A 2,369-nucleotide genomic window follows, 5' to 3' on the forward strand; every position below is an offset into this window, starting at 1 on the left:
TTCCTGGCGGGCGATGGCACCTACGGCACGCCGACCGACCTGCCCTGGGGGATGGCCTTCCCGAACGGCGTCGTGCCCGTGACCGTCCCGGTTCACCCCGCCCAGTTGTACGAGGCTGCCGGCGCGTTCGCGATCGCCGCCGTGCTCTGGCTGCTCGCCCGCCGCTGGCTGCCGCTGTCAGTGTTCGGCGGCTACCTCGCCCTCAGCGGAGCCGCGCGACTGCTGGTCGAGATCGTCCGGGTCAACGACCGCGTCCTGCTCGGCCTCACCGAAGCGCAACTGTTCGGCGTGCTCAGCATCATCGCCGGCGTCATGCTGATCGCGGTCGACCGCCGGCAGCGGACCCCCGAGCCCGCCGCCGCACACCCGGTCGAGCCGGCGCGCGTGTGATTCGCTCGGTGGACTGGCCTCGCCGGCGATGACGACCCTGCGGACCGCACGGGACGCGGCGTGGGCCCGGCAGCGGTGGCCGCGTCAGTGGGCACCGCTGGTCGCGGCGGGGGCGGCGGGTGCGGCGGGGTTGGTGACGGGCACGGGTGTCGCACCGCTGGGCTGGTGGCTCGCCCCACCGGTTGGCGTCATGGTGCTCACCGTCGCCGTGCACCGGAGCACGTCGCTCCGGGCTGCGGCTGCCGTGGGGCTGGCCTACGGCCTTGGCCTGTCCGGACCAACCCTGGGCTGGATGGCCGCCATCCACCCGGCCGCCCTGGTAGGGCTGCTGTTGCTCTCCTCCAGCTGGTCTGCGGTCACGGCCGTGCTGGTCCGCGCCGCCGGCCGGAGCCGCGGCTGGCCCGTACTGGCAGCCCTGGCCTGGTTGGGCGTGGAGTTCCTCGCCGCCCGCGTCCCGTTCGGCGGCTTCGGCTGGCTGCGGCTCGGCTACACCCAGATCGACTCGCCCCTGGCCGGGCTGTACCCCTTCATCGGGGTGGCCGGCGTCAGCTTCTCCGTGGTCCTCACGGGACAGCTGGGCGCCTGGATCCTGCTGGGGCCCTCCAGGCGGCGCCTGGCCTGGTCCGCGGCGTGGCTGGTCGTCGTCACCGGCGCCGCCACCGCCGGTACCGTGACCCCGACCCCGCCCCCTGACGGCGTCGTCACCGCGGGCTGGGTCCAGGGTGGCGCACCCGGCGGCGGCGTCTACGGCCTCGGCCCGCCTCGCACCATCACCACCAACCAAGCACGGGCCACCCGCGAACTGGCCGCCGCGATCGACGCCGGCCGCCTGCCGGCCCCCGACTTCGTCGTGTGGCCCGAGAACGCCACCGACCTCGACCCCGACACCGACCAGCGCACCGGCCAGCTCGTCGAGCAGTCCGTCGCGGCCGTGGGGCGTCCCGTGCTGGTCGGCGCCATCCTCGACGGTCCCGGACCCCGCCAGCGGCGAACCGCCGCCCAATGGCGCGAACCCGACGGCCGGATCGGGCCCACCTATCAGAAACGCTCGATCGTCCCGTTCGGCGAATGGATCCCGTTCCGAGACGTGCTGCTGCCGCTGATCCCTGCCCTGCGCTACGTCGGCGCCCAGTCCGTGGCCGGCACTGATCCGGGTCTTCTCGACGTACAGCTCCCCGACGGACGCTCGATCACCCTTGGCGTGCTGGCCTGCTTCGACGTCGCCTTCGACCCCGTCGTGCACGACCTCGCCACCGCGCAGGCCGTCATCGTGCAAAGCAACAACGCCATGTACCAGGGCACCGCCCAGATCGAGCAACAGTTCGCCATCACCCGGGCCCGGGCAGCGGAACTGCGCCGCGACACCCTCGTCGTCACCACCAGCGGCATCACCGGACTCATCGATCCCACCGGTCGGGTCACCATGAAGGTCACCGAACCGGGTCCCGCCGTTGGAGTGGTGCAACTCGGCCTGCGCACCGGGACCACCACCGCCAGCTGGCTCGCCACCCCCCTGGAGGTCACCGCGACCGTGGCCGCCGCGCTCTGGATCACGGCGCTCACGCTGACGCCTTCGCCGCGCAGGCGCTTTCATCCCTTGGTCGGATCTTGACCAGAGCCGGGCCGACACCACACCGACGTCACGCACCCTCGACGGTATGGACACCAGCCTGACCGACCCCCCGGCATCTACTCTGGCCGCCGACAGCGTCACCGCGGCCACCCCGTGGCGGGCCCGCGCCGCCGGGGCGTGGGCGGCCACCCGAGCCACGTTCGGGGCCCTGCTCGGGCTCGCACCGCATGTCCTGCACCACGTCGGGTTCCTCGCCGGCGCCGCCCTCCTGACCGGCGTCGTGGGCAACACGGTGCTCTACGCAGCCGGGATGCTGCTCAGCATCCCGATGCTCAACCGCCTCCGGAAACGGTTCGGCACCTGGAAGGCGCCAGCGCTGGGGGCGATCGCCTTCACCAGCCTGTTC

The 2,369-nt window shown here is 73.1% G+C and carries 2 protein-coding genes and 1 pseudogene; all 3 read left to right on the plus strand.

The features are described from left to right. Positions 1-390 (plus strand): prolipoprotein diacylglyceryl transferase family protein (locus tag V7E09_RS15265; RefSeq protein ID WP_324523696.1); only part of this gene is annotated, 390 nt, incomplete at its 5' end. 28 nt (positions 391-418) lie between these two features. Then, the gene (gene lnt, locus V7E09_RS15270; RefSeq protein ID WP_324512313.1) at positions 419-2,002 is read left to right on the plus strand and encodes an apolipoprotein N-acyltransferase; all 1,584 of its coding nucleotides are present in this window, start codon (positions 419-421) and stop codon (positions 2,000-2,002) included. 46 nt (positions 2,003-2,048) lie between these two features. Further along, positions 2,049-2,369, plus strand: a pseudogene (locus V7E09_RS15275) (hypothetical protein); the annotation flags it as partial.

Source organism: Propioniciclava sp., assembly GCF_036744435.1.
GTDB lineage: Bacteria > Actinomycetota > Actinomycetes > Propionibacteriales > Propionibacteriaceae > Propioniciclava.

What these genes read in the sequence shown, in the direction of transcription:
- lnt (WP_324512313.1), top strand. Translation starts at nt 419, where the DNA reads ATGACGACCCTGCGGACCGCACGGGACGCGGCGTGGGCCCGGCAGCGG.